Here is a 5,681-nt window from a genome sequence, read left to right on the forward strand (position 1 = left end):
GAACTATAGCGTTTACTAATCACGTGAGGTACATCAGAGCAAGCTCCTCGCTTGCTCTGATGTACCTCACGTGATTAGTAAACGCTATAGTTCCTGTATCCACAACAAAGAAGGAGTTTAAGTCAGGTTTTACGCTGGCACTACAAATTTCTCGCTACCAGCCAGTCCAAAAGCTGCATGAATGGCTTGCAAAGCTTTAACACCTTGCTCTTGCGCCACGACACAACTAATTTTAATTTCTGAGGTGGCAATCATTTGAATATTGATTTGTTGTTGGGCTAAAGCTTCAAACATTTTAGTGGCAACACCTGGTTGTCCCACCATACCTGCACCAACAATACTTACCTTAGCGATCGCACTATCTAAAACAACTTCACCCCATCCTAACTCTGCTGCTACTTGGGTAAGCATTTCTTTTGCACTTTCCCCGTCTATCCGCGAGACTGTAAAAGCAATATCCCGCCTGGGAACACCATCAATCACTCGACAGCGCTGAGATTGGATAATCATATCAACGCTAATATTATGTTGCGCTAATAATCCAAATAGCTTCGCCGCCATCCCTGGCCGATCTGGCAATTGGCGAATTGCCAGACGCGCTTGGTTCAAGTCTAGGGCAACGCCGCGAACGGGGGGAGTGGGGGAAGAGTGAGGAGTTAGGAGTGAGGAGTTAGGAGTGAGGAATTCTCCCCTGCTTTCTACTTTCTGCTCCTTTGCTTCAATCTCAAAGGCGCTGCGGAGTGCTATGACGGCGCGATCGCATTCGGCTGCATCGACTACACAACTTACTTTTACTTCGCTGGTGGAAATCATCTGGATGTTCACGCCAACTTCGGCTAAGGTGGCGAACATCTTTGCAGCTACACCAGGACGGCCAATCATTCCCGCGCCGGCGATGCTGACTTTGGCAATGTTATTTTCTATCATTACCTCGGCTTCGGACAATTTGGGGTTAGATTGACTCCTCAATGCTGGGGCGATCGCTGCTGCTACTGCTTCTGCCCGTTTTAATATTGGTGTTGTCACAGTAAAGGCAATGTCATTACTATTACCTTCATGAACTGACTGAATAATCAAATCTACGTCTACTTTTTGCCGGGAAATTTCGCCAAATAACCTTGCTGCCACGCCTGGTTTATCGGGTACGTGCAACAAAGCAACCTTCGCTTGGTTAGTGTCAAATTCTACATGATCCACCGGACGAGCAATTTCTAGATTAATCAGCGATCGCCCTTGGGGTTTGGCTGATGTTACCCAAGTACCTGGGGCATCCGTCCAGCTAGACCTAACCACCAGAGGAACACCATAGTTACGAGCAATTTCCACAGCACGGGGATGCAGCACTTTTGCGCCCAAGCTAGCTAGTTCCAACATTTCATTGCAGGTGATGGCATCCATCAACTGAGCTTCAGCAACTAAGCGGGGATCTGTAGTTAAAATCCCTGGAACGTCTGTATAAATTTCGCAAAAATTTGCTCTTAATGCGGCTGCGATCGCCACTGCTGAAGTGTCGGAACCACCACGCCCCAAAGTTGTAATTTCCATCTCTCCGGCGCTAGATGTGCCTTGGAAGCCAGCTACTACAACTACTTTACCTTCATTGATGTGACGAGTTAGGCGAGTAGTTTCAATATGCAAAATCCGAGCGCGGCTGTGTTCGGCTTCGGTAACAATTCCTACTTGAGCGCCAGTCATCGAGATTGCAGGTTGTCCGAGTTCTTGCAATGCCATACTGAGCAAGGCAATGGTTACTTGTTCGCCAGTGGAAAGCAGCATATCCATTTCCCGGCGGTTAGGATTTGGAGAAATTTCATTAGCTAGTTTGACGAGTCCATCGGTGGTTTTGCCCATTGCGGAAACCACTACAACCAGAGAGTTTCCAGCTTTAACAGTTTTATAAACCCGCTGTGCAACAGCTTGAATACGTTCGACTGAACCGACAGATGTACCACCGTATTTCTGAACTATGAGCGCCATAACTTTTAGTCAATCAATTGTGTCTGTTTTGCTCAATGCCCCGCCGGGTTAGGAAGCTTTGAAGCGATTACATAGATATTTAGTTTACTAAACATCGTGCAGAATACCCCATGTTAATTATTCAAAAACTACATCTTCATAGAGTGCTGCCATTGTTTCCTCAAAATCCCCACTGTTTCAGATAGTCAACCACTCGGCGCTAGCGATCGCAGTATACATATAGCAGGGAATAGGGAATAGGGAATAGGGAACAGGGTTGAAAGTCTCTTGGTGTCAAGTGTTTTTTGATTAGCTGATGTTCTAAGCTAGCTGGCAACTGCTAGATCAGCAGTGTTGAGGAAATTTACCCCAAGTTATAATACACGATGAATAGTAGCGATCGCTTCTGGTTGATCACGACCACTGTAAAATTCAGAAATTTTTATGCAGAATAATTCATCACACAAGCCAACAATTGACTACTGGCACGTTTGGACAGACCACAACGGTATAAGTCACCAGTCCCGTTGTCAAATTGAAGACTTCATTCAAAAAGGCATAGCCCCGGATACCTCGCCGCAGTGGCTTTCTGACTTGAAGCAGTCCGGTGCCACAATCACCTTTACTGTGCTACCTGTGGGATGGGTTGGCAACTGGCATGAAAACCCGAAGCCTCAGTGGGTCATCCCGCTGTCGGGACGCTGGTTTGTGGAAACTATGGACGGCCAGCGAGTCGAGATGGGCCCTGGCGAAATTTCATTTGGAGAAGACCAGGGTACGAAAGCAGACGCGCAAGGTCATAAAGGTCACTTATCTGGAACAGTAGGCGATGCGCCAGCTGTTCTGATAATGGTGCAACTTGAAGAGACTCCGACTATAGACCAATCGTGTCGCTTTAGATAAGGCTTCCTCAAAACGACTAGCATTTACTCTACTGTCTCAATGCCAGAGGGTATATCTAAAGCATTGTGATGAGCCAACTATTGCTGCGATCGCACTCACCATAAAATGGTGTAGTGAATATCCACTCCGCAAACTACAGCGAGGAAGGGAACAATCACTACTCCACCACCTAAGATTCGTAGCAAATTATATTTGGCAATACCCTGCAATGCCAATGGGTCGGCTGACAATGCCAATGCGTTGACTGACAATGCCAATGCGTTGACTGACAATGCCAATGGGTCGGCTGACAATGCCAATGCGTTGACTGACAATGCCAATACGTTCCCCTGCAATTAGAAACGCTACGCTTTGAAAGAAAAGTAACAAAAGCACTAGATGATACATCTATACTAAAATTTACTATGGAATTGCCTGTTGTGACAAAGTATTCAACATAGAGCATCGAGAACGCAGTTGCTATGATCAAACGCCTGCTTGTGGTAGAATCTCCGGGAAAAGTCAAAAAACTCAGTCAAATTCTGGGTGCAGATTGGAAAGTTCTAGCCAGTTGTGGCCACATCCGAGAACTCAGCAATGAAGGGGACGATTCCTTGGGCTTCGTCATGGACGGCAGTAATGTCCGCTGCAATTATGTCCCGCGTGACCAACGAGCAAAGGAAACAATTCAGAAGCTCAAGTCTGCGGTGAGGCAGGTTGATGAAGTTGTCTTAGCAACTGACCCAGACCGAGAAGGCGAGACAATCGCTTGGCATCTCAAAGAAACGCTGGGTTTAAGGGAACCGAAACGAGTAATTTATACTGAGATTACAGCATCGGCGGTGCAGAGTGCGATCGCTAATCCCAGAAAGCTAGACCAAAACTTGATTGGTGCTGGGCTGTGCCGAGATTGCCTAGATAAGTTGGTAGGTTACAAGGGTAGCCCTTTAGTTTGGGCATTGAATAACGGCGCTAAGAGTGTTGGCAGAGTCCAAAGCGCGACGTTGCACTTGATTTGTCAGCGAGAAAACGAAATTCTGGCTTTTGTCCCCCAAGATTACTGGAGTGTTTGGGTAGATTATGCTGAAGGATTCCGGGCTTTTTACAAAGGGACGGTCAATTCTGCAACAGATGCAGCAGACCAAGAAACTGAAGCTCACGATGACGCGAAGGTAGGTAACAGCACAGAAACACCGGAGTCTAAGCGCGTTCTTTCGGAAGCAGAAGCAACACGTTTAGTTGAAGAAGCACTGCGGCATCCTCATCAGGTGATTCATTTTGAAGGAAAAATCGTTAACCGCCAGCCACCTCCACCATTTACAACTTCCAGCCTTCAGCAAGCAGCCGGTTCAAAGCTGAGGTTTGCTCCCGACAAAACCATGATTGTTGCCCAAAAGCTTTATGAGGCAGGGCTGATTACATATATGCGAACAGACTCAGTGATGCTGAGTCCAGAATTTTGTGCCAGCGCCCGCCAATGGTTAGAGCAAAATGATCCGCAGAATGTACCGCAGCAAGTCGCCAAGCATCGCAGTAGCAAGTCGGCTCAAGAAGCACATGAGGCGATTCGTCCAACGGATGTGTTTCGTCCCTCAGTTCAGTTGCGTTCTGAACTTCCTGATGATGAGTTTAATCTGTATGTGATGATCTGGAAACGGTCAATTGCTTCTCAATGTTGTGCTGCCCAATTGCGTAAAACTTTAGTAATTACTCAGTCTGGTTCTCTACTGTGGTCAGCCAGAGGGCAAGTGATTGAATTTTACGGTTATGCTCGGTACTGGAACAATCTCAGCAAGGATAGTATTTTACCTTCATTACAACAGGGACAAGCATTGAAACTGGAGAATGCGGGACATGAGCAGAAGCAGACCCAGCCACCACCCCGTTATAGTGAACCTAAATTAGTGCAACTGATGGAACGTAAAGGAATTGGTCGCCCAAGTACCTATGCTCCTACTGTTGCTACCTTAAAAAAACGAAATTATGTCGAGTTGAAAAAAGACCATCTGCAACCGACAGCGTTAGGATTAGAAGTTGATGCGTTTTTGCTCAAAGCACTGCCGGATTTATTAGAGGCGGAATTCACAGCGAAAATGGAAGATGCTCTTGATGCAATTTCTGAGGGAAAAAACTCTTGGCAGCATTATTTAACTAGTTGGAATCAGAATTATTTTGTACCAGCGCTCTCCAAAGCTAAAACTGTAGTTGCGAGTTCCTCAACAGGTAAAGTCAATGTGATAAGCGAGCGCAAATATGAAACTTCCAAGACTCGATGCCCTGAATGCAAAAATTTTCTCGCCAAAATTCCCAGCAGTAAAGTTAAAAAGAAATATTTCCTCAAATGCACAAAAGGCTGTGAAAATGTCGTGCTATTTTGGAGCGACTTTAACAAAACTTGGCAGCCACCACAAACTAAAGCAGTTCAGGCTGAAAATCAACAAAAGCCTCCCGTCAAGGTTACGGCATATCCCTGCCCAGTATGTAAAAAACCTCTAGAGGAGTACAGTTATATAAAAGATGGGCAGAGTAAGACAATGTTGCGATGTTGTGACCCGCGATCGCGTCAGGATACCAAACATAAAGATGTGGCTTATTTCAATACGCCAAAAGGGTGGTGGAGTCCTAAGTTTGGGGAGTTGAATTGTTAGGTTCCACCGTTGATATTTTTGCCGCCAATAATGACAACAAATCATTTAATTTTGTAAGTCGTAGGGTGTGTTACCGCGAAACAAGGGGTTAGCCTCTTCTCTAGTGAGCATAAATACTTGACAAACAAGCACTCAAGTTAACTCATATCTTGCACCTGGAAATGTTGATGTCAAAACCAGAACTAAGTGTAAGAG

General features: G+C 45.8%; 4 protein-coding genes. 2 read left to right on the top strand and 2 right to left on the bottom strand.

All coding sequences use genetic code 11. The features are described from left to right. Nucleotides 1-129: 129 nt before the first annotated feature. On the bottom strand, nucleotides 130-1,977 hold the full coding sequence (locus HWQ41_RS26285; RefSeq protein ID WP_292769692.1) for an aspartate kinase: 1,848 nt from the start codon (nucleotides 1,975-1,977) through the stop codon (nucleotides 130-132). A gap of 573 nt (nucleotides 1,978-2,550) precedes the next feature. Between HWQ41_RS26285 and HWQ41_RS26290 the strand changes: the two genes are divergently transcribed. Then, on the top strand, nucleotides 2,551-2,859 hold the full coding sequence (locus HWQ41_RS26290) for a hypothetical protein (RefSeq protein ID WP_292769694.1): 309 nt from the start codon (nucleotides 2,551-2,553) through the stop codon (nucleotides 2,857-2,859). Between the two features lie 95 nt (nucleotides 2,860-2,954). Here HWQ41_RS26290 and HWQ41_RS26295 read toward each other — a convergent pair whose 3' ends face one another. After that, a complete protein-coding gene (locus tag HWQ41_RS26295; protein WP_292769697.1) occupies nucleotides 2,955-3,173 on the bottom strand; it encodes a hypothetical protein in 219 nt (72 codons plus the stop codon). A 147-nt stretch (nucleotides 3,174-3,320) separates the two neighbouring features. Between HWQ41_RS26295 and topA the strand changes: the two genes are divergently transcribed. Beyond that, entirely contained in the window at nucleotides 3,321-5,486 is a 2,166-nt protein-coding gene (topA, locus tag HWQ41_RS26300) for a type I DNA topoisomerase (protein ID WP_292769700.1), read from the top strand. The last annotated feature ends 195 nt before the right edge of the window (nucleotides 5,487-5,681 follow it).

The organism is Nostoc sp. NOS(2021), from assembly GCF_017115025.1.
Classification (GTDB): Bacteria; Cyanobacteriota; Cyanobacteriia; order Cyanobacteriales; family Nostocaceae; genus Nostoc.